Origin of the sequence: Dickeya zeae NCPPB 2538 (assembly GCF_000406165.1) — a bacterium.
Lineage (GTDB): Bacteria > Pseudomonadota > Gammaproteobacteria > Enterobacterales > Enterobacteriaceae > Dickeya > Dickeya zeae.
In genome coordinates this window covers 3,113,825-3,134,159 of the sequence record NZ_CM001977.1, presented here as the reverse complement: position 1 = coordinate 3,134,159, position 20,335 = coordinate 3,113,825, and the positions used below count along the sequence as shown (strand labels likewise).

18 protein-coding genes are annotated in these 20,335 nt (G+C 55.9%); 13 read left to right on the top strand and 5 right to left on the bottom strand.

Annotated features, from left to right (window positions below; all coding sequences use genetic code 11):
• Nucleotides 1-82: 82 nt before the first annotated feature.
• From DZE2538_RS13695 to DZE2538_RS13665, 7 genes are all read left to right on the top strand, one after another.
• Nucleotides 83-1,447: a formimidoylglutamate deiminase gene (locus DZE2538_RS13695; protein ID WP_038916585.1), complete on the top strand. Its 1,365-nt coding sequence runs from the start codon at nucleotides 83-85 to the stop codon at nucleotides 1,445-1,447.
• Nucleotides 1,447-1,995, top strand: a complete 549-nt coding sequence (locus tag DZE2538_RS13690) for a HutD/Ves family protein (RefSeq protein WP_050568693.1) — start codon at nucleotides 1,447-1,449, stop codon at nucleotides 1,993-1,995. The genes DZE2538_RS13695 and DZE2538_RS13690 overlap by 1 nt, the downstream gene beginning before the upstream one ends.
• Before the next feature lie 275 nt (nucleotides 1,996-2,270).
• The gene (locus DZE2538_RS13685) at nucleotides 2,271-3,128 is read left to right on the top strand and encodes a transporter substrate-binding domain-containing protein (RefSeq protein ID WP_023640329.1); all 858 of its coding nucleotides are present in this window, start codon (nucleotides 2,271-2,273) and stop codon (nucleotides 3,126-3,128) included.
• Between the two features lie 16 nt (nucleotides 3,129-3,144).
• Entirely contained in the window at nucleotides 3,145-3,867 is a 723-nt protein-coding gene (locus DZE2538_RS13680) for an ABC transporter permease (RefSeq protein WP_038916583.1), read from the top strand.
• A complete protein-coding gene (locus tag DZE2538_RS13675; protein ID WP_038916582.1) occupies nucleotides 3,864-4,580 on the top strand; it encodes an ABC transporter permease in 717 nt (238 codons plus the stop codon). The genes DZE2538_RS13680 and DZE2538_RS13675 overlap by 4 nt, the downstream gene beginning before the upstream one ends.
• Entirely contained in the window at nucleotides 4,573-5,355 is a 783-nt protein-coding gene (locus DZE2538_RS13670) for an ABC transporter ATP-binding protein (protein ID WP_019844930.1), read from the top strand. Before DZE2538_RS13675 ends, DZE2538_RS13670 begins: the two co-directional genes overlap by 8 nt.
• 10 nt (nucleotides 5,356-5,365) lie before the next feature.
• On the top strand, nucleotides 5,366-6,910 hold the full coding sequence (locus DZE2538_RS13665) for an HAL/PAL/TAL family ammonia-lyase (RefSeq protein WP_038916581.1): 1,545 nt from the start codon (nucleotides 5,366-5,368) through the stop codon (nucleotides 6,908-6,910).
• Between the two features lie 27 nt (nucleotides 6,911-6,937).
• On the opposite strand, the gene DZE2538_RS13660 is transcribed toward DZE2538_RS13665, so the two are convergent.
• From DZE2538_RS13660 to hutC, 4 genes are all read right to left on the bottom strand, one after another.
• A complete protein-coding gene (locus tag DZE2538_RS13660; RefSeq protein WP_016943370.1) occupies nucleotides 6,938-7,630 on the bottom strand; it encodes a response regulator in 693 nt (230 codons plus the stop codon).
• A 23-nt stretch (nucleotides 7,631-7,653) separates the two neighbouring features.
• Nucleotides 7,654-9,267, bottom strand: a complete 1,614-nt coding sequence (locus DZE2538_RS13655; protein ID WP_019844932.1) for an ATP-binding protein — start codon at nucleotides 9,265-9,267, stop codon at nucleotides 7,654-7,656.
• Between the two features lie 192 nt (nucleotides 9,268-9,459).
• The gene (locus DZE2538_RS13650) at nucleotides 9,460-10,776 is read right to left on the bottom strand and encodes a PTS transporter subunit IIC (RefSeq protein WP_019844933.1); all 1,317 of its coding nucleotides are present in this window, start codon (nucleotides 10,774-10,776) and stop codon (nucleotides 9,460-9,462) included.
• Nucleotides 10,777-11,460: 684 nt separating this feature from the next.
• Nucleotides 11,461-12,210, bottom strand: a complete 750-nt coding sequence (gene hutC / locus DZE2538_RS13645; protein ID WP_038916580.1) for a histidine utilization repressor — start codon at nucleotides 12,208-12,210, stop codon at nucleotides 11,461-11,463.
• Nucleotides 12,211-12,474: 264 nt separating this feature from the next.
• Here hutC and DZE2538_RS13640 point away from each other — a divergent pair, with 264 nt between their 5' ends.
• From DZE2538_RS13640 to hutU, 6 genes are all read left to right on the top strand, one after another.
• Nucleotides 12,475-13,239: a YkgJ family cysteine cluster protein gene (locus DZE2538_RS13640; RefSeq protein ID WP_038916579.1), complete on the top strand. Its 765-nt coding sequence runs from the start codon at nucleotides 12,475-12,477 to the stop codon at nucleotides 13,237-13,239.
• Nucleotides 13,240-13,484: 245 nt separating this feature from the next.
• Nucleotides 13,485-14,447, top strand: a complete 963-nt coding sequence (locus DZE2538_RS13635; protein WP_026357937.1) for an ABC transporter substrate-binding protein — start codon at nucleotides 13,485-13,487, stop codon at nucleotides 14,445-14,447.
• Between the two features lie 18 nt (nucleotides 14,448-14,465).
• Complete coding sequence (locus DZE2538_RS13630) at nucleotides 14,466-15,326, top strand: ABC transporter permease (protein WP_050568692.1); 861 nt, start codon at nucleotides 14,466-14,468, stop codon at nucleotides 15,324-15,326.
• On the top strand, nucleotides 15,323-16,108 hold the full coding sequence (locus DZE2538_RS13625) for an ABC transporter ATP-binding protein (protein WP_019844937.1): 786 nt from the start codon (nucleotides 15,323-15,325) through the stop codon (nucleotides 16,106-16,108). The genes DZE2538_RS13630 and DZE2538_RS13625 overlap by 4 nt, the downstream gene beginning before the upstream one ends.
• Nucleotides 16,109-16,219: 111 nt before the next feature.
• Entirely contained in the window at nucleotides 16,220-17,782 is a 1,563-nt protein-coding gene (hutH, locus tag DZE2538_RS13620; RefSeq protein ID WP_038916578.1) for a histidine ammonia-lyase, read from the top strand.
• 13 nt (nucleotides 17,783-17,795) lie between these two features.
• A complete protein-coding gene (hutU, locus tag DZE2538_RS13615) occupies nucleotides 17,796-19,487 on the top strand; it encodes a urocanate hydratase (RefSeq protein WP_038916577.1) in 1,692 nt (563 codons plus the stop codon).
• Between the two features lie 127 nt (nucleotides 19,488-19,614).
• Here the strand turns inward: hutU and DZE2538_RS13610 are convergent, their stop codons facing one another.
• Nucleotides 19,615-20,301 carry a GntR family transcriptional regulator gene (locus DZE2538_RS13610; RefSeq protein WP_012885587.1) on the bottom strand — a complete coding sequence of 229 codons (687 nt, stop codon included), beginning with the start codon at nucleotides 20,299-20,301 and terminating at the stop codon, nucleotides 19,615-19,617.
• Nucleotides 20,302-20,335 lie beyond the last annotated feature (34 nt).

Genomic DNA, 20,335 nt, shown 5'->3' with positions numbered 1-20,335 from the left:
CCTTATATCCCACGTCGCAAACTTTGGTGTATAGATATGTCTATACAATGTTACTGATGACAATCACCGACAGGATCTTGCTATGTCCGTTTATTTTGCCGAACGAGCGTTACTGCCACAGGGAATGGCGCGCCATGTGCGTCTGGAAGTGGATGACCAGGGGTATCTGCAATCCGTTACGCCGCAGGCGGAGCCAGAAGGCGCGCAGCGGCTAAGTGGCATCGTGCTGCCGACGATGGTTAACCTGCATTCACATGCTTTTCAACGTGCGATGGCTGGGCTGGCGGAAGTGGCGGGTCATCCGCAGGACAGTTTCTGGACCTGGCGCGACCTGATGTATCGCATGGTGTCGCACCTGACGCCGGAACAGGTGGGGGCGATCGCCACCCGGTTGTATATCGATATGCTCAAGGGCGGCTACAGCCAGGTGGCGGAGTTTCATTATTTGCACCACGACCCGCACGGTAAACCCTACCGCCAGCATGACATGTTGCGCCATTTGCTGGCGGCGGCGCAGCAGGTCGGCATCGGTCAAACCATGCTGCCGGTGCTCTACAGCTACAGCGGTTTCGGCGCACAGCCGCCGCAGCCGGGGCAGGCTCGTTTTATTCAGGATGTAGACCATTACCTGCGCCAGCAGGAAACGCTGGCCTCGCTGGTTCAGCCTTATCCGTTGCTCAATCACGGGTTGTGTTTTCATTCGTTGCGGGCGGTCAGTCAGAATCAGATGGAGGATGTGCTGGAAGCCACTGACAGTAGCCTGCCGGTACATATCCATATCGCCGAGCAGCAAAAAGAAGTGGAGGATTGCCTGAACTGGAGCGCAGAACGCCCGGTACAGTGGTTGTTTAATCGGTTTGCGGTGGATGCCCGCTGGTGTCTGGTGCATGCCACCCATTTGGATGACTGGGAACTGAGTCGACTGGCCGACAGCCTGGCAGTGGCAGGGCTGTGCCCCACCACCGAAGCCAATCTCGGTGATGGTATTTTCCCGCTTGACCGCTATGTGGCCGCGGGAGGGCGCTGGGGCATCGGTTCTGATAGCCATGTGTCGTTGAATGTGGTGGAAGAGCTACGCTGGCTGGAATACGGGCAGCGGCTGCGTGATCGCCGTCGTAATCGGGTGGTGACCGTGCAGCAACCGGCGGTCGGCAGCCTGTTATACGCTCAGGCGTTGCAGGGCGGTGCTCAGGCTTGCCGGGTGCCGGTTGGCGAATTAAGCGAAGGCTGGCGTGCCGACTGGCTGGTGTTGCGTGAAGACGCATTGCTGAGCGCGGTGGCTGACGACAGCGTGCTCAACCGCTGGCTGTTTGCGGGCGGGAGTCAGCAGATTCAGGAGGTGTGGGTGGCGGGTAAGCTGGTTATCGAAGACGGGCGGCATGCGCTAGACGACGAAGCCGACGCCCGGTTTATTGACGTCATGAAAACATTACAGGCGGTGCTGTGATGCACAAATTCAGTCTGGATAGGCTGGCGGTCAGCCGCTGGAAAAACGGCGGTGGTGACACCCGTGAAATTTGCCGGATAGCCGCTGATCAGCCCGATGGGGATTTTGCCTGGCGTGCCAGTATCGCCACCATCGAGAAAGACGGTGATTTTTCCCGTTTCCCCGGTGTCGATCGGGTGATCACGCTGTTGTCTGGGGAGGGTGTAATACTCTGTGGTGAAGGCTGGCAACACCGGTTGACGTTGCATCAGCCGTTTGCCTTTACCGGCGAACAGGCTATCACTGCACGGCTGTGTGGCGGCGTCAGTCTGGACTTCAATATTATGGTGGAAAGATGTGGTTACCGGGCAGACGTCTCGGTCATCAAGGGGACGACGGTGCAAACGCCAGATACCGACGGCATCGCCTATGTACTGGCAGGCCACTGGTGTGCGAACACACACCGACTGGCTGCCGGGGAGGGAGCATGGTGGCGGTCATCGGGAGTGTGCTGGATACCTGATGACGACAATGCTGCCTTACTTCTTGCCACGATTTACGCACGATAACCTGCTCTGTGCATCGTCCTGATGCACAATCATTGGGCACCGCCATTATGTGGTGCAAGCTGTAAATGCGCGGTGCAACCTGCAAATGTGCGATACCTCCTGCGAATGTGTTTCTCCGCTTATCGCGACTTCCTGTTCGCCGCTGCCGGGCGGGGTTACCCGACATTACCCACCCGAATTTGCCCGCCAACTGAAATCATGGCCCGAATTTTGCTGCTTACCTGATGTTGTATATACATGTAATTACTTTGAAGCGTAAACACCAGGGGGAAGACATGAAAAAGAGCAAGCTGGTTCAGTCTGTGATTGCCTTATGTGTAGTCAGCGTGTCGGCTGTCTTTTGCGCAGGTGCGCAGGCCAAAGAGTGGAAGTCGGTGACTATCGCAACGGAAGGCAGTTATGAACCCTGGAATCTGACCTTGCCCGGCGGCAAGTTGGGCGGATTTGAACCAGAGTTGATGACCATCCTGTGTCAGCGAATGAACATCCAGTGCAAGCTGGTGGTGCAAAACTGGGACGGCATGATAGCGGGTCTGCAGGCTGGCAAGTTCGATGTGATGATGGACGCCATCGTGATTACCCCAGAGCGCAAGCAGGTGGTGGATTTTTCTGTTCCCTATGCGTCCACCCCAGCCAGTTTTATTACCGTCAAAGGTAAGCTGGCGCTGCCTGTCGAAGCCGATAAAGCGATGATTAAGCTGACAGATGATCCTGAGCAGATTAAACCGGCGATAGCGGGTCTGCGCAGCGCGCTAAAAGGCAAAACCATCGGTATCGCTTCCGGCACTGTCTATACGCCTTTTATCGACACCTACTTTCGGGATGTCGCCACCGTGCGTGAATACACCGCATCCGCTGATGCCATTCTGGATCTGCAGGCAGGGCGCATTGATGCCGTGTTCGACGATGTCACCTTCGCCAATTCCATCCTCAGCAAGCCGGAAAACAGCAACCTGACGTTAGGTGGCCCGCAACTGGCTGGGCCTATTTGGGGAGAGGGCGAAGCGTTGGGCTTTCGCAAGAGCGACCCGGAGCTGAAGGCAAAATTTGATGCCGCTATTAAAACCGCGCTGGCGGACGGCACGGTAAAAACGCTCAGCGAGAAGTGGTTCAAAACGGACGTCACCCCCTAAGACTTAAGGAAACAGTATGCTGGCCCTGTTAGATTTCAGCGATCAGGGGTGGGGCGGACTGCTGGCGATGGCCGCGCTGACCACCTTGTTCCTTACGATGGTTGCGCTGCTGATCGGCGCATTGGTCGGTGCTGCGGTCGCGGCGGCCAAACTGTCCACGCGCCGGTTCTGGCGCGTGGCCGGGGAGACGTATTCCATCGTGTTTCGTGGCATTCCGGAACTGCTGATCATCTACCTGTTTTATTTTGGTGGTTCGGGTGTGTTGACGCAGATTGGGCGCTGGTTCGGTGCCGAGGGGTTTATCGAACTGCCGCCTTTCCTGATTGGCGCGTTGGCGATTGGGTTTATTTCCGCATCGTATCAGGGCGAGGTGTACCGCGCGGCGCGTCTGGCCGTGAGTAGCGGTGAACTTGAAGCGGCCAGCGCGATGGGGATGTCGCGCTGGCGCATCGGATGGCGGATTCTGCTGCCGCAGGTGATGCGCTTTGCCCTGCCGGGTTTGTCCAATGTCTGGCAAATGAGCCTGAAGGATTCAGCGCTGGTGTCGGTCACCGGCATTATCGAGCTGATGCGCGCCAGCCAGATGGCCGCCGGTTCGACCCGCGACTATTTTCTGTTCTACCTCGCCGGTGCGGCTCTCTACCTGATCCTGACTGTGTTTTCCAATGCGGCGTTTGCCCGCCTGGAGCGGATGTTGTCTCAGCCTTATCGGCGTAAAGCGATGCAGGAGCCGTCATGATGGATATTGCTTTTCTGACTCAAACATTCCTGCGGTTACTCTCGGCGTTGCCAGTGACGCTGGGGCTGTTTTTTTCCTCATTTGTGGTGGGCGCTGTGCTTTCGGTACTGCTGGTGGCGATGCGGGTGAGCGCTATCTGGCCGCTGAGTGGGTTTGCGCGTTTGTATATGTTGATTTTTCGCGGGACACCGCTGCTGATCCAGCTATTTCTGGTCTATTACGGTTTGGGGCAATTCAGCGTGGTGCGTGACAGCCTGTTCTGGCCGGTACTGCGCGATCCGTTCAGTTGCGCTGTGCTGGCGCTAGCGCTGTGCACCGCCGGTTATACCGCGGAAATTCTGCGTGGTGCGCTGTTGTCTGTTCCTGCCGGGCAGATTGAGGCGGGGCTGGCGTGCGGCATGTCGCGCTGGCTACTGTTGCGCCGCATTATCGCACCGGTGGCGTTGCGTCACGCGTTGCCCGCCTGGTCAACCGAGGCGATCTTGCTGATCAAGTCCACCGCACTGGCCAGTCTGGTCACGGTGTGGGATATCACCGGTGTCGCACAACAGATAATCCAGCGCACGTATCGCACGCTGGAGGTGTTTGTCTGCGCGGCGCTGATTTACCTGCTACTGAACTTCATTATTGTCAGGGTGTTTGCCTGGCTGGAACGCGCGTTGTCACCTAATCTGGCCGCGTTACCGACGTCTTTTGGGAGAGATCATGAATAAAACCGCCCCCATTACCTTATCGATGATCGATATCCGCAAGTCATTCGGTGCGCTTGAGGTGCTCAAAGGTATCTCGCTGGATGCACGCAAAGGCGAGGTGATTTCGCTGTTGGGTGCCAGTGGATCGGGCAAGAGTACCTTTTTGCGTTGCATCAACCTGCTGGAAACGCCAGATGACGGCACGGTCGCGGTCAGCGGTGAAATGATCCTGATGAAGCGTCACAAGCTCGGCCATCAGGTCGCGGCTGACAGGCGTCAGGTGGAGCGGCTGCGTGCCCGATTGGGAATGGTGTTCCAGAATTTCAATTTGTGGAGCCATATGACGGTGCTGCAAAACGTCATCGAAGGGCCATTGCATATTCTCGGGCGCTCGCGCACCGATTGTGTCGAGCAGGCTGAGGCGTTACTGGCGAAGGTCGGGCTGTATGAGCGGCGGCACTTTTATCCAGCGCAACTGTCCGGAGGCCAGCAGCAGCGGGTGGCAATTGCCAGGGCGTTGTCGATGGAGCCAGAGGTGATGCTGTTTGATGAGCCGACCTCGGCGCTGGATCCGGAACTGGTCGGCGACGTGCTGAAGGTGATGCGCGGGCTGGCCGAAGAGGGGCGTACCATGCTGGTGGTGACCCATGAAATGGGGTTTGCCCGCCATGTCTCCAGCCGGGTGGTGTTCATGCATCAGGGGCGGATTGACTGTGAAGGTGCGCCAGACGCCATGTTCGGTGGCGAAAGCTCGGCGCGTTTTCAGCAATTTATCGCCAGTCACCAGACCGTGTAAGGGGAACACTATGGTTACCGAGATTTGTTGGGGCGATGCACCACTAACATGGCGTGAACTGGTGCAGGTGGCGCGCCATGGCGCACCGCTTAGCCTGAGTGAGGCGGCCTGGCAGCGTATGAGCCAATCACGGCGTATCGTCGAACAGATTGTGGACAGCGAAACGCTAGCCTATGGCGTGAATACCGGTCTGGGCGCGTTATGTAACGTCACCTTACCGGTGGCGGATCTGGCGCGACTGTCGCGCAATACCTTGCTCAGTCACGCCTGTGGCGTCGGGCCGCGGCTGCCTGTCGAGCAGACCCGGGCCATTCTGTGTGCGGCGATAGCCAATTACAGTCACGGCAAGTCGGGAATTCAGCCGGATATCGTGCGGGCACTGCTGGCGTTGCTCAATCAGGGCGTCACACCCTGCGTGCCATCGCAAGGCTCGGTGGGTTATCTCACTCATATGGCACATATCGGGCTGGCGTTGATTGGCGTCGGTGAGGTGGAGTGGCAAGGTCAGGTATTGCCAGCATCGCAGGTGTTGCAACGTATTGGTGTGGCACCTGTGACGCTGGGCGCGAAAGACGGGCTGTCGCTGGTCAACGGCACGCCGTGCATGACCGGGCTGGCCTGTCTGGCGTTGGATGATGCGGCGCGTCAACTGGACTGGGCGGATGTGACTGGTGCAATGAGCTTTGAGGCGTTGCGTGGGCAGATCGTGGCATTTGACCCTGAAGTGCTGGCATTAAAACCGAGTGCAGGCATCCAACGAGTCGGGCAGCGCCTGCGTGCCCTGTTGGCTGGGAGCCAGATTATCGCCCAGAGCGAAGGCATCCGGACGCAGGACGCACTGAGCCTGCGATCCATTCCGCAAATTCATGGTGCCTGCCGCGATCAATTTACCGCGTCGGTGCAGCGCATTGAGATGGAACTCAATGCCGCGACCGATAATCCACTGGTGCTGGGCACGCCGGAGCAGTGGCGGGTGATATCGCAGGCCAACCCGCACGGCGAAGCGGTGGCACTGGCGGCAGACAGTCTGGCGTTGGCGTTATGCGAACTGGCGAGCGTGGCGGAGCGTCGGCTGGACCGGCTGATCAACCCACTGGTGAGCGGGTTACCCCCCTTTTTGGTCGCCCAGCCGGGGGTAAATTCCGGCATGATGATCGCTCAGTATGTGGCCGCTTCACTCTGTGGTGAGAACCGCTTATTGGCCCAGCCTGCGGTGGTCGATAACTTTGTCACTTCCGGCTTGCAGGAAGACCATTTGAGTATGGGGACCCCGGCGGCGCTCAAGTTGCTGAAGCTGACTGAGAACGTCTGGCATGTGCTGGCTATTGAATACCTGCTGGCGGCACAGGCGTTGGATTTCCTCGGCCCGGATAACGCCGGTGTGGGAACACAACGGGCCTGGCAGTTGCTGCGCCAACAGGTTGGGGTCTGGCAGGAGGATCGATGGCTGGCACCGGATATCGCCCGTGCAGTAGCCGTGTTACGGCATCAGGATCCTGACTGGGATGAATTGCCCTACCCGAACAGGCAGGACGTTTCAGAAACACGTGGATAACGGCGAACCGTAACCGGGGTTCGGGTGTTAATTGAACGCCAGTCGGTAAAAACGTTGAGGCCGCCCGACGGTGCCGTGCTGAATGTGGGCTTCCAGCAATTTAATGTTCTTACAGTATTCCAGATAGCGCCGGGCGGTAGATTTACTGATGCCAATCATATCGCTCAGGCTGTCGGCGGTGTGCTGCGTGTGCTCGCCGGAAAACGCCGCCCGTACCTGATTGAGTGTCAACTCGTCGATACCTTTTGGGTAGGTAAACCCGGCAGGCACATGATGTGGAATGCTCTGACGTATGACCCGGTCGATCTCGTCTTGTTGCAGATGTGATTTCTGGGCGACTTTTCTGTTGAACATCAGGTAGTTTTTCAGCGCTTCTTCCAGCCGCTCCAGTATGAACGGTTTGACCAGATAATCACTGGCACCGTGCCGTATTGCTGCTTTGATCGTCTCGATGTCGTTGGCCGCGGTAATAAAAATGACGTCGACCTCCGGTTGGGTGGCACGCAGATGCTTCATCATGTCGATGCCGGTGCCATCGGGCAGGTAGTTATCCAGCATCACGAGGTCGGGTTTTTGGGCAGCGATGGCTATTCGGGCATCTGCCAGCGTGTCTGCGCTGCCTAATAGCAGGAATTCAGGGTGTTTCCTGATGAAGCTTTCAATAAAGAAAGCCATGTCGTGATTGTCCTCAACCAAAAAGACGCTGATTGTGTTTGCCATAGCGTTAATCTTCTAACTATCGGTTAAACTTTGGGTATATAAACGGAAAATACCGCGCCGTCGTTATCGCCGTCTGTATCAACCAGACAAACGCCCTGTGCCTTTTGTACCAGCGACTGCACCAGATACAAACCGACACCATGATGGCGTCCTGATTTGCTGGTCGTGCCTTTCATAAATAGCTCTTCTATCGCCACCTGACCGAGCCCTGGGCCGTTATCCTGCACCGATAAGACGATTTCATCACTGCTGTCATTGAGATAAAGTTCGACCGATTGCGCATGGGCGGGCATTTTCACCGTGGCTTCCAGCGCGTTATCCAGCAGGTTGCCAATGATACAGGCCATTTCCTCGGCGCTCAGCGGTGCATCCGTTCCAGTGTAACAAGAGAGCGGGTCAATCTGCAGGTCGATGCCCAGTTCGCTCGCCCGTCCCAGTTTACCGAGTATCAACCCGGCAACACAGGGGCAGTGGAAAGACTGGATGATGGCGTCGTAAAGCTGCTGTTGATGAGCGTTTTCCTGCGCAACATACTGGCTGACTCGCTCATATTCCCCTAACTGGAGCAGGCCGTAGATAACCGCCAGCCGGTTTTTGAATTCGTGGCTGATAACCCGCAGCTCTTCGCTTTCGTGTTTGATGTGATTGACCTGTTTGGTCATCAACGTTTCGTTGGTTCTTTCCCGCAGGCTGATGACAAAACCGGCAAACTCATCCTGCTGGTTGAGGATGATGGCGCGGTTGGCGATAAACGTCGAGCCGTTGAAGGTCACGTCCACATCATGGCATTCCTGACGTTCGCTGGATAAAAAGAAATCAGCCGGGACGACATAATCGGTAATGCTGTGTCCGGTCAGCGGACTGTTGGGATGGTCGATCGCGAGCATCTTTTTGGCCGCGTTATTGATGGCGATGATGCGGCCTTCCGGGCTGACGGCGATTACGCCATCGTAAATGGCGTGCAGAATGGCCCGGCGTACCTGGTATCTATAATTGATCATCTCCGGCGTCAGGCCGGACATCTGTTTTTTCAGCAAGCGATAGGAAAAGACGCCGCCGAGTAAAATCAGGATAAAGACGGCGACCAGCAAGCCGAGGAATGGCGAGAAGTAATCCTCCAGCAGGATCTGGCGGTGCGCTTCCGTATACCCAACCGAGACATAGCCGATGAATTTACCGTCGAGCAGCAACGGAGCGCGGGTTTTGACCGAGGCACCAGAATAACCGGTATTGTTGACCGTGTAGCTTTTTCCGGTGCGTAGCAGTTCAATATTACCGCTATCGTTGATGACCCGGTTCACCTGCGCCGGATCCGGATGGTAGAGGCGGATGTTATCCGGGTCGCTGATGACAATAAAATCCGCATCACTGCGCGCGTAGCGTTGATCGATAAGATTACGCAACATCGCCAGATCCCGATGCTGGACCGCCTGCTTGAGTGCCGTGTCCTGCGAGAGGATAAGCGCCAGATTCTTGGATTTATCCGCTACGTCGTTATACAGCAGATGACTGATAACGAGAAAAACCGCGCAGCCGGTCACCACCACCACGGCCAGCGATGTGATGAAATAATAAAGTATTATCTGATACTTATAAGAGCTGCTTGGCTCGCCGCGGCTGGTGATGGCCTCTGACATGGTGTATTCCGTCAGTGATGGTTGTACAAAAGATAACGACCGCCGCATCCTGTCGTGCCGTCTGGGTAAGCTATCTGATGGCTTGCGAGCCTCGGGAAACAGGAGCGAGTAGGGCTATTTAAACAGACAAGCGGCCTGATTGCTTCAGGCCGCATCAATGTTTCTGGTGATAACGCAGGTCGCGGTAACGCGTTAGCGATTCAACAGTGACAACACGCTATGCAGCGAAAGGCCCAGTAACGTGAAATCGGTGGTTGAGTAGGTGGTCGGTGCATCGACACCCGCATCGTGGATCGGCTGGAAAATAAACGCCGAACCGGCAATAGAGATGATGCCGCAAGCCACCGCACCGATGACCGCGCCACGGATACCACCGGTAGCATTACCGATAATGCCTGCGCCGCCGCCACTGGCAAAGGTAAACAGCAGGCTGGGAACCATGGCCGGGTAACCGAATACCGGTAACAGAATCATGGTCAGGAAGCCACTGATGGTGCAGCAGATAAAACCGATGAAAACAGCGTTGTTGGAATAAGGAAACAGTGAATAAATTTCAATCGCCGGAATGGATTTCTTAATGATTTTATCGCTGATACCTTTAAACGCTGGAATCAGTTCTTCGATAAACATATGCACACCGCGGGTCAGCATATAAACTCCGGCTGAAAATAACCCAGCTTGTTTGAGCAAAAACAGAAAAATATTGGTGTGGCTGTGATCTTTATGGCTGGCATCCGCGATGACCTGTACGTGTTCGGCACCGGCAACCAGTGAGGAGATAACAAAAAACAGCAACATAACAAAGAAGGTTGACACCTGCTTATCTTTTAAGAAGCCGATACTGGTCGGAATAGCCAGTTTCTCGGCGTCGACGTCTTTATTACCGAATTTTTCGCCCAACCAGCCAGCCAGCATATAACTGGTGGAACCAAATTGGCCGATAGAAAAATCACCGGACTGTCGCAACGCATCACAGTTTTCAATTTGTCGACAATAGCGCACCAGCAAGGCGGGAGAAATAACACACCACACTCCGGTAATAAGCGTCGCCAGTATCGCCGAGCTGGAAACGGAGATACCGTGCAGCATGGCGATGATAGTCAGACAACTGACCATGAAGAACACATGATGGCCGGAAAGGACGATATATTTCAGTGGCGTGATTTTAGCCAGCACAATATTGAAAAACATGGCACCGATAAGCCCGGCAGCAATAGCGGAAGAGTACAGCTTGCCGAGTTTTTCCATCGCAACAACAATCACCACTTCATTGTTGGGGACGATACCCTGGACGTGAAATGCGGTCAGGAAAATTTTTGAAAAGTTACTCAATGCTGGCGAGATAAGCAGGTCTGCGCTGGCGAACAGAATGATGAAACCCAGATAGGTTCTCACTGTTGACGTAATGATGTCATTGATGTTCTTCTTTTGAATAATATTTCCCAACATGGTGAAAAGACTCACCAATATGGCGGCGTCTTTGAGTAATTCAATCAGAAATTGAAGCACGGTATTCCCCTTTATTAATAAATTTCTACTCAGGGTAAAATAACGGTGTTCATATCGGTGAAAGTTGATCTGCGGTCACATTGGTGGATAAATTTAAAGCATTAAATGATTTTTATGCGCTTAATTATTATTTGGTTGATTTTGTTTTTTTGTTTCTTTACCGTCGGCAGCGAATTAAGCGTTACGGTTTATCCGCTTTATGTTAATGAATATCTTTGCGAATGTTAAGTGCGGTGATGAATTAATTGATATGTTTTAGTGCTATTACATATTCAGGCTGCATTATCTTTTAAGTTTTGTAAAAATACTGAGTGTTTTTTATTGAAATAAGTGAGTGGCGCTAACAGGTGCACCCTGTTATTACAGGTAGCACATAAAAAGAGCAAAACAGAATAAAAGCAGGTGGTTTCGGTATTGATGTGGAACTTGTCTCCCCTTGTGATGCAACGAGACCGCTTCCATCTGCTTTTCTCTATACCCTTCATACTTCAAGTTGCAGGTGTGTTGGCTGCCCTCACTCACCCCAGTCACTTACTTGTGTAAGCTCCTGGGGATTCGCTCGATTGCCGCCTTCCTGCAACTCGAATTATTTTAGGTATATGTCGTCTATTCCCATTCAACACTAAGGTGCCGTTTCCCTGCCTGTGGGCGGCAGGCACCAGAATAGCCGAATGGGACAGGCGCTTAGCCGCCGAACCGTCCGAACAATTGATAACGGGAACCGGGATAAAACAGTCGCGCCGAGGTAACGACTCGCGAGCCGTGCCAGGTCCGGCGGCGGATCAGCAGGCAGGGTTCCTGTTTGTCCAGCGCCAGTAGCTCGCGCTGGCGTGGTTCAGCGGCAACCGCTTCAACCCGGTGCTCACCGGCGGTCAGTGGTGCCACACGGCTCAGGTAACTGTGTGGCGTGACAACGGTAAAGTCCTGTTGCAGATAATCCGGTGCCACCTGGGGGTTCACGTAGCGGATCTCCAACTGTACCGGCACGCCGTTTTCATAGTGCACAATTTGCGAATGAAACAGTGGCTGCCCAGGCGCGATATCCAGCTGTGCGGCCTGATCGCTGTCGGCACTGAGACGTTCCAGCACCAGTACCTGGCTGCTGTGGCGATGACCGCGTGCGGCAATTTCATCGGCGATGTTGTGAACTTCCAGCATCGCGGTATGGGCTTTCTGCTCCGCCACAAAGGTTCCCACCCCTTGCATTCGCACCAGAAAACCTTCGCTGGTCAGTTCCCGTAAGGCCCGGTTGATGGTCATACGGCTCACGCCCAATTCGTTGACCAGCTCACTTTCCGACGGCACACGTTGGTGTGATTGCCAGGCTCCGCTGCGAATCTGGTTGATGATGGCTTGCTTTACCCGCTGGTAGATGGGGGCCGGGGTATCACTCATGGCCGCGGCAAGTTGGGACGCGGTTTGCTGGTCGGTCAAGGCGTTATCCTCAAAAGGCGACAGATAATGGCAGTGTAACGAACAACGCCCAGTCCTGTATAGACAACCTGTGATTCGAGGCAGTTTTCATCGCACTGCCAGCCCACCGCATTTTGTAAATTTATCAAAAGATCGATCCTTATCGTTATTCTGACGATATCTTTACGAAACCTTGACGTTTTGATGGCGTTCAGGTGACGTCTTCCATCTTGTCGGGCTTGTTCCTGATTTGTGCATGTGGTGTCAATTAAGAGTCGATCATCGATGAATACAACGTTTTCCTGTGTAGGATGCGGCAAATGCTGCATGGGCCATCATGTTCCCCTGACTCTGACTGAGGCGAAAGAATGGGCATCAGACGGTGGCCAAATCATCGTGTTGGTGGAGGGATTTCTGCAAAATGGTATTGGTATCCCACCAGAGCAGCGACAGCATGCCCAGTCGCGCTCTTGTGATGTGATAAGTGGTGAGACACGGGCATTTATTGCTATCACCTTTGCGGCTTACAGTCCTGGCCCGTGTCGGCATCTGGACGACGATTTACGTTGTCGAATCTATGCGCGCCGCCCGCTGGTGTGCCAGATTTACCCGATGGAGATTAACCCGCATATTCCACTGCGACAGGTTAACAAGGATTGCCCGCCCGAGGCCTGGCAACACGGTGACGCGTTGATTGTTTCAGACCGGCTGGTGGACCGTGAAACCGAGGCGTTGATCGAACGCTCCCGTCAGGCGGATCGGGATGATATCCATATCAAAGCATCAATTTGCCACTGGCTGGGGATCGCCACCAGTGCGCTGAAAGGCGATGGTTTCACGGCATACCTGCCGGATATGACGGCTTTTCTGTCGGCGCTGGAGTTGGCCGGGCAGTTTACCGCCAAAGAACATGCCGACGCCGCGCCGGGCCGTGCGTGGCAGTTCCATGTTTCCGGTGAGGACGTGCTGGAAACCCTGAAACAGGCCGGTGCTGACGCGGTCACCGGGCCGTCTCAGTCTTATGGTTTTATCGGTTTGCGCGCAGCCTGATCGCGTGGTAAACACGCCCTGCCGTTTGTCTGTTTGAACGTGCATGGTTGAAAACAGGGCAGGGTGCACCGTTATAGGGCACTCTGCCTCCCTCCCTGTGGTGATTCTCTTCTTTTCTGTCGCGTCATCCCGCCATTTTCCGTCGATTTGCCCGTGTTGCTGTACTGGCACGCCTCTTGCTTGTATAGACAAGATTATAACACTTGCGGTCCATTGCTTTTTCTTTTCCTGACAGGAGTAGAAACATGAGTACAGCACCAGGTCGTACCGGTTGGAAAATCTCGTTGATGGCGGTTTGTCTGGCTAGCGCCCTGAGCGCACAGGCGCAGGAAACGCCGGTGGCTATCGGTATTTCCGGCTGGACGGGCTTCGCCCCGCTGACACTGGCGGATAAGGCCGGTATTTTTCAAAAGCATGGGCTGAAAGTGGATCTGAAAATGATCCCACAGAAAGACCGCCATCTGGCGGTGGCATCCGGTGCGATTCAGTGTGCCGCAACGACGGTGGAGACCTACGTTTCCTGGGCGGCCAGTGGTGTGATGCTCAAACAGATTGTTCAGCTCGACAAATCTTACGGCGCGGACGGACTGGCGGTACGCAATGGTGTGAACAGCGTGCATGACCTGAAAGGGAAAACCATCGGCGTTGATGCGCCTGGGACTTCACCGTACTTCGCACTGGCGTGGATGCTGGATAAAAACGGCATGAGCCTGAAAGACGTCCACATTGCAACCTTGTCGCCGCAGGCGGCGGCTCAGGCGTTTGTTGCCGGGCAGAATGACGCGGCCATGAGCTATGAACCGTACCTGTCTACCATTCGTCAGCAGCCGGATAAGGGAAAAATTCTCGCCACGACACTCGATTACCCGATGGTGATGGACACGCTCGGCTGTACGCCGACGTTTTTGCAGCAACACCCGCAGGCAGCGAAAGCCCTGGTAGAAAGCTATTTTGACGCGCTGGAGATGATTAAAACTCAGCCGGATAAGTCATACGACATCATGGGCGCGGCGGTGAAAACCAGCGGTAAGGAGTTTGCCGAGTCAGCCCGTTATCTACGCTGGCAGGATCGGGAGCAAAATCGTGTCTTCTTTAGTGGCGAAATCGCCCGGTTCAGTGAAGAAGCGTCAAAACTGTTGCTGGAGGCGAAAGTCATTCGCCAGCAACCGGATCTTTCCGCGCTGTATGACGCCAGCTATGTGAAATAACCGAGGAGAGATGCGGACATGGCGGACATCAATAGCCTCCCTCACACCACCACGCGTACACCTGCGGCACTGCCCGATGCGCCGGTGCGGGTGCATAACCCGTTAATGGTGCCGCTGCGACCGGTATCGATGCGCTTACGCTGGACGCTCGGCATCGGTTTCTTCGTGCTGTTTATCAGCCTGTGGTCGCTGGTGACGTTCAGCGGTGTGGTTTCCGCCACATTTCTGGCTAACCCGCTGACGATGCTACACGAAGGGGTGCTGCTGTTTACTGATTATGATTTTCAGCAAGACATCGGCATGACGGTGATGCGCGTGGTGGCCGGTTTTCTGCTGGCCGCGTTGATTGGGGTGCCGCTTGGCATCCTGATGGGGGCATACAAGCTGGTGGAAGCCTTCTTCGAACCGTTTGTGTCATTCTGCCGTTATCTGCCCGCCTCGGCGTTCGTACCGTTGCTGATTCTGTGGGCCGGTATCGGTGAGATGCAGAAGATCCTGGTGATTTTTATCGGCTCGTTCTTCCAGATTGTGTTGATGGTGGCGGTCAGCGTTGGCGCTGCACGGCGTGATCTGGTCGAAGCGGCTTACACACTCGGGTGCTCCAGCCGCAGTGTGGTGACCCGGGTGTTGATCCCCGGCGCGGCACCGGGAATCGCCGAATTATTGCGGCTGGTACTCGGCTGGGCCTGGACTTACGTGATCGTCGCCGAGCTGATTGGTGCCTCAAGCGGTATCGGCCACATGATTGTTGATAGCCAGGCGCTGCTCAATACCGGACAAATCATCTTCGGCATTATTGTCATCGGCGTTATCGGGTTGCTGTCCGACTTCCTGTTTAAAGCCGTTAATCGCCGTTTATTCGCCTGGAGCCTGTCATGAAATACAGCAAACTGACCATTCGGCAGGTGGAGCGGGTGTTTACTGGCCCGCACGGTGAGGCTATCCCAGCGTTGCAGCCCATCGATTATCAGGTCAATGAAAACGACTTCGTCACGATTTTAGGGCCATCCGGTTGCGGTAAATCGACGTTACTGCGCATTATTGCCGGACTGGATACGCCAACCCGTGGCGAAGTCTGGCTGGATGGCGCGTTGGTGGACGGCCCCGGAGCCGATCGCGGCATGGTCTTTCAGAGTTATACCTTGTTTCCGTGGCTGACGGTGCGCGAGAACATCTGTTTTGGGTTGCAGGAGCGGGGCGTCAGTGCGGCGCAACAACGCGAACGCAGCGAGTATTATCTGCATCAGGTGGGGTTGAACGGGTTCGAGCATCATTATCCGCGCCAGCTCTCCGGTGGCATGCAACAGCGTACCGCCATTGCCCGCGCGCTGGCTAACGACCCGAAAGTTCTGTTGATGGATGAACCCTTCGGTGCGCTGGATAACCAGACCCGGGTCATGATGCAGGAATTGCTGTTGTCGGTGTGGGAGTCGTCGCGCAAGACGGTGTTGTTCGTCACCCACGATATCGACGAAGCGATTTTCATGGCTAACAAAGTGGCGATTTTTAGCGCCCGGCCGGGTCGGATTAAAACTGAAGTGGCAGTGGATTTTCCATGGCCGAGAGACTATACCCTTAAAACCTCGCCAGAATTTATGGCGCTCAAGGCGCGGGTGACGGAAGAGATTCGTAGTGAAACCCGGCAGGCGCTGGCACACTGAGCGGCGCGTCTGCTGTGGGTGTGCAGGATGAAACATACGCACCGGCTGGATAAAGGATGATGAACGCAGCCGGATTGGTTTAGCTTTACTTGTCTATACAGGATTAGATATATGTCACAAACCCGAAGCTATTGCCTGACGCCCGGCACGGTGGATCTCGCCACACTGCGCGCGATTTATCGGGGAAACGTCACCCTGACGCTGGCGGCACAGGCGCGTACGGCGGTGGCAGCCGCGCAGGAAACGGTGCAGAACATTGTGCGCCAGGACCGGGTGGTCTATGGCATCAACACCGGTTTTGGCAAGCTGGCCCAGACCCGTATCCCCGCCGACAGACTGGCGGAGCTACAGCGCAATCTGGTGTTGTCCCACAGCGTGGGTATCGGCGATCTGTTGCCGGATGATGTGGTGCGTCTGGTGATGGCGACCAAAGTCATTAGCCTGGCGCGTGGGCACTCCGGGGTGCGCTTGCAAGTCATCGACACCTTGCTGGCGCTGTTTAACGCCGGGGTCATGCCCTGTATTCCAGAAAAAGGTTCGGTGGGGGCCAGTGGCGATTTGGCACCACTGGCGCATTTATCACTGCTGCTGTTGGGAGAAGGGCAGGCGCGGGTTGACGGCGCGCTTATCCCGGCGGCTGACGGGCTGGCGCGCGCTGGCGTTGAGCCGTTGGTGCTGGGGCCGAAAGAGGGGCTGGCGCTGCTCAACGGGACTCAGGTGTCCACCGCACTGGCGCTGCGCGGGCTGTTCGAGGCTGAAAATGTGTTTGCCGCCGGGCTGGTGGCAGGGGCGCTATCACTGGAGGCCATCAAAGGTTCGGTGAAACCGTTTGATGCCCGTATCCATCAGGCGCGTGGTCAGCATGGGCAGATAGCCGTCGCCGCGGCCGTCAGCACCTTGCTGACCGACAGTGAGATTTTGCAGTCACACGTGCATTGTGGCCGGGTACAAGACCCGTATTCGATTCGCTGTGTACCGCAGGTGATGGGGGCGTGTCTGGACAATTTGCACCACGCCGCCCGCGTGCTGGGTATTGAAGCTAACGCCGCGTCGGATAACCCGCTGGTGTTTCCCGATGCCGACGAGGTGATTTCGGGGGGCAATTTCCACGCTGAACCGGTGGCGTTCGCCGCTGACATCATCGCACTGGCGGTGGCGGAAATCGGTGCCATTTCAGAACGGCGCATGGCGCTGCTGCTCGACAGCACCTTATCCGGGTTACCACCGTTTCTGGTTAACGATGGCGGGGTGAATTCCGGATTTATGATAGCCCAGGTGACCGCCGCCGCGCTGGCGTCAGAAAACAAATCGTTGGCGCATCCTGGCAGCGTCGACAGTCTGCCGACCTCCGCCAATCAGGAAGACCATGTATCGATGGCGACCTACGCCGCCCGCCGTCTCGGCAGCATGTGCTTTAACACCGCGACGGTGGTGGGGATTGAAGCCATGGCGGCGGCGCAGGGCATCGACTTCCATCGTCCACTGAAAAGTTCGCCATTGCTGGAGCGTGAGCTGGCGCAGGTGCGTGAACAGGTGGCGTTTCTGGAGCGTGACCGTCTGATGGCGACCGATATTGAGCGGATGCGCCAGTGGGCCAGCTGTGATCATTGGCCGTCTGTTATCACCGCATTGTTACCCAGTTATGCCGCTGACCCGGCTTTTGCTTCTGTTTGATAAGGAATGTGCTATGACCTCCTCTTCGTCTGTGACGCCTGCGGGTGCCCGCGTTGTTCGTGCTCCGCACGGCACCGAACTGCATTGTGAAAACTGGCTGATAGAAGCCGCCTACCGCATGATCCAGAATAACCTTGACCCGGATGTAGCCGAACGCCCGGAAGATCTGGTGGTGTATGGCGGGATTGGCAAAGCCGCCCGCAACTGGGACTGCTTCGACGCGATTCTGAACAGTCTGCGTCAGTTAAAGGCGGATGAAACCTTGCTGGTGCAATCCGGTAAGCCGGTTGGGGTGTTTCGCACCCATGCTGACGCTCCCCGGGTGTTGATTGCCAACTCGAACCTGGTGCCGCATTGGGCCACCTGGGAGCACTTTCATGAACTGGATAAAGCCGGGCTGATGATGTACGGCCAGATGACCGCTGGGTCGTGGATTTACATCGGTGCGCAGGGCATTGTGCAGGGGACTTACGAAACCTTCGCGGAAGCGGGTCGTCAGCACTATCAGGGCGATCTGAGCGGCAAATGGATCCTCACCGCCGGGCTTGGCGGCATGGGCGGCGCGCAGCCACTGGCCGGTGTGCTGGCCGGTGCCAGTGTGCTGGCGGTGGAGTGTCAGGAGTCTCGCATTGATTTTCGGTTGCGTACCCGTTATCTCGACTATAAAGCCAACAGTATTGACGAGGCACTGGCGATGATCGCCGAAGCCTGCGCGCAGAAAAAGGCCATTTCCGTCGGTCTGCTCGGTAACGCTGCCGAAGTGTTGCCGGAACTGGTGAAACGCGCCAAAGCCGGTGGCATGAAGCCGGATATCGTCACCGACCAGACTTCCGCCCACGACCCGCTCAACGGCTATCTGCCCGTTGGCTGGAGTGTGGCGCGCTGGGAGCAGGAGCGCGTCAGTAATCCGCAGGCGGTGACCAAAGCGGCCTGTGCTTCGATGGCGGTACATGTACAGGCGATGCTGGATTTTTGCCACATGGGTGTGCCTACCGTGGATTACGGCAACAATATTCGCCAGCGTGCGTTCGACGAAGGGGTCGCTAATGCCTTTGATTTCCCCGGCTTCGTCCCGGCGTATATCCGCCCGTTGTTTTGCGAAGGCAAGGGGCCGTTCCGCTGGGTGGCGCTGTCCGGCGATCCGCAGGATATCTACAAAACCGATGCCAAACTGAAAGAACTGTTCCCGGATAACCACCACCTGCACCGCTGGCTGGACATGGCGCGTGAGCGCATCGCGTTTCAGGGGTTGCCATCGCGCATTTGCTGGCTGGGGCTGGGTGAGCGACATCTGGCCGGGCTGGCGTTTAACGAAATGGTGCGTAACGGTGAGCTGAAAGCGCCGATCGTTATCGGTCGTGACCATCTGGATTGCGGTTCGGTGGCATCACCTAACCGGGAAACGGAAGCGATGCAGGACGGCTCGGACGCAGTCTCAGACTGGCCGTTGCTCAATGCTCTGCTGAATACGGCGGGCGGCGCAACCTGGGTCAGTTTGCATCACGGCGGTGGCGTCGGCATGGGCTTTTCCCAGCATGCCGGGATGGTGATTGTCTGTGATGGCAGCGAGCAGGCGGATGCCCGTTTGGGGCGTGTGCTGTGGAACGACCCGGCTACCGGGGTGATGCGTCACGCGGATGCCGGTTATGACACTGCCAAAGCCTGCGCGGCAACGCATCAGTTGAATTTGCCGATGGTGAAATAGGCCGTCATGACGGTTGACATGAGCAGGGCCGCCAGGCGGCTCTGCTCATCCTCAGGCAGGATAAACCGGGTAGTGGGCTGACGGCAGTGACCGAATCAACATCGGCACGGTATGGGGCGTCACCGGCTTAGGACAATTCAAACCAGTCCCGATTCTGTTCAGCAATCGGGGTAATCGAGTGGATCATTTCCTGCAGATGCCCACTCATCGCGGCTTCCACCGCGTTAGCATCACGCGCTTTTAATCCATTGAAAATCACATAATGCTGTTGAATCAGGCTGGCGGGCGGCGACACCTGACTGAGGCTCAGGAAGCGAACCCGGTCCATCGTGGCTTTGATCGATTCGATGGTTTCCCAGGCCAGTGGACACCGGGCAATCTGCGTCAGTAACTGATGAAAATCATCGTCCAGACTGAGAAATTCGCGTATCTGCTCGTTCTGTGCCGCCAGTTCCTGACGGCGCAAATTGTGTTCCAGCATCAGTAACTGTTCGTCAGTAATGAACTCGACAGCCCGGCGTACAATCGCGCATTCTAGTGCCTGACGAATAAAACGGGCATCGGCCACGCGCTGCTCGGAAATCTTCATCACGAACGTGCCGCGCTGCGGCAGAATCTGTACCAGCCCGGCTTCCGCCAGTTTGATAAACGCTTCTCGTACCGGTTGACGGGAGACAGAGAAACGGGTCGAAATTTCCTTTTCAGACAAGAGTTTGCCGGGAGGGATCGTGCATTCCACAATGTCTTTGCGCAATACACGATAGATCTGTTGATTAACAGGTTCGTTGCTGTTGATTTGGGCGTAGTTATCCATGCATCCGTGGTGTATTTAAGCTGTTTGTCATCAT

Bases quoted from the DNA above. Each gene is read 5' to 3' on its own strand.
- DZE2538_RS13695 (WP_038916585.1), top strand. From the start codon at position 83: ATGTCCGTTTATTTTGCCGAACGAGCGTTACTGCCACAGGGAATGGCG.
- DZE2538_RS13690 (WP_050568693.1), top strand. From the start codon at position 1,447: ATGCACAAATTCAGTCTGGATAGGCTGGCGGTCAGCCGCTGGAAAAAC.
- DZE2538_RS13685 (WP_023640329.1), top strand. From the start codon at position 2,271: ATGAAAAAGAGCAAGCTGGTTCAGTCTGTGATTGCCTTATGTGTAGTC.
- DZE2538_RS13680 (WP_038916583.1), top strand. From the start codon at position 3,145: ATGCTGGCCCTGTTAGATTTCAGCGATCAGGGGTGGGGCGGACTGCTG.
- DZE2538_RS13675 (WP_038916582.1), top strand. From the start codon at position 3,864: ATGATGGATATTGCTTTTCTGACTCAAACATTCCTGCGGTTACTCTCG.
- DZE2538_RS13670 (WP_019844930.1), top strand. From the start codon at position 4,573: ATGAATAAAACCGCCCCCATTACCTTATCGATGATCGATATCCGCAAG.
- DZE2538_RS13665 (WP_038916581.1), top strand. From the start codon at position 5,366: ATGGTTACCGAGATTTGTTGGGGCGATGCACCACTAACATGGCGTGAA.
- DZE2538_RS13660 (WP_016943370.1), bottom strand. From the start codon at position 7,630: ATGGCAAACACAATCAGCGTCTTTTTGGTTGAGGACAATCACGACATG.
- DZE2538_RS13655 (WP_019844932.1), bottom strand. From the start codon at position 9,267: ATGTCAGAGGCCATCACCAGCCGCGGCGAGCCAAGCAGCTCTTATAAG.
- DZE2538_RS13640 (WP_038916579.1), top strand. From the start codon at position 12,475: ATGAATACAACGTTTTCCTGTGTAGGATGCGGCAAATGCTGCATGGGC.
- DZE2538_RS13635 (WP_026357937.1), top strand. From the start codon at position 13,485: ATGAGTACAGCACCAGGTCGTACCGGTTGGAAAATCTCGTTGATGGCG.
- DZE2538_RS13630 (WP_050568692.1), top strand. From the start codon at position 14,466: ATGGCGGACATCAATAGCCTCCCTCACACCACCACGCGTACACCTGCG.
- DZE2538_RS13625 (WP_019844937.1), top strand. From the start codon at position 15,323: ATGAAATACAGCAAACTGACCATTCGGCAGGTGGAGCGGGTGTTTACT.
- hutH (WP_038916578.1), top strand. From the start codon at position 16,220: ATGTCACAAACCCGAAGCTATTGCCTGACGCCCGGCACGGTGGATCTC.
- hutU (WP_038916577.1), top strand. From the start codon at position 17,796: ATGACCTCCTCTTCGTCTGTGACGCCTGCGGGTGCCCGCGTTGTTCGT.
- DZE2538_RS13610 (WP_012885587.1), bottom strand. From the start codon at position 20,301: ATGGATAACTACGCCCAAATCAACAGCAACGAACCTGTTAATCAACAG.